Here is a 455-nt window from a genome sequence, read left to right as displayed (position 1 = left end):
ATAATGAACTACTTGACGGATTATTCCGCTCCCCCTTTTTTCAAACCGCAGAATCAAAATCATACTGCGGTTTATCCATTTCAGAATCAGATTTTTCAGACGGCCTCATCATTCAGAAGGCCGTCTGAACAGAAAGCCACCATCATGAATCCTTTCTCTTCACTCGGTTTAGGCAGCGAATTAGTCTCTGCCCTCACCGATCAGGGTTATGAAAACCCGACGCCTATTCAAGCCGCAGCGATTCCTAAAGCCTTGGCAGGACACGACCTTTTAGCCGCAGCACAAACCGGCACAGGTAAAACCGCCGCCTTTATGCTGCCCAGCCTCGAACGCCTGAAACGCTACGCCACATCCAGCACCTCCCCTGCCATGCATCCTGTCCGCATGTTGGTATTGACCCCGACCCGCGAACTGGCCGATCAAATCGATCAAAACGTGCAGGCATACATTAAGAA

At 50.3% G+C, this 455-nt stretch carries 1 protein-coding gene; it reads left to right on the top strand.

The features are described 5' to 3' along the window. Positions 1 to 141: 141 nt before the first annotated feature. On the top strand, positions 142 to 455 hold a 314-nt coding region (locus ACTHUT_RS21945), incomplete at its 3' end, for a DEAD/DEAH box helicase (RefSeq protein ID WP_440419937.1).

It is taken from the genome of Neisseria sp. P0022.S010, assembly GCF_051956635.1.
Note: the sequence above shows the minus strand (reverse complement) of the source record. Positions and strands in the feature narration are given on the sequence as shown.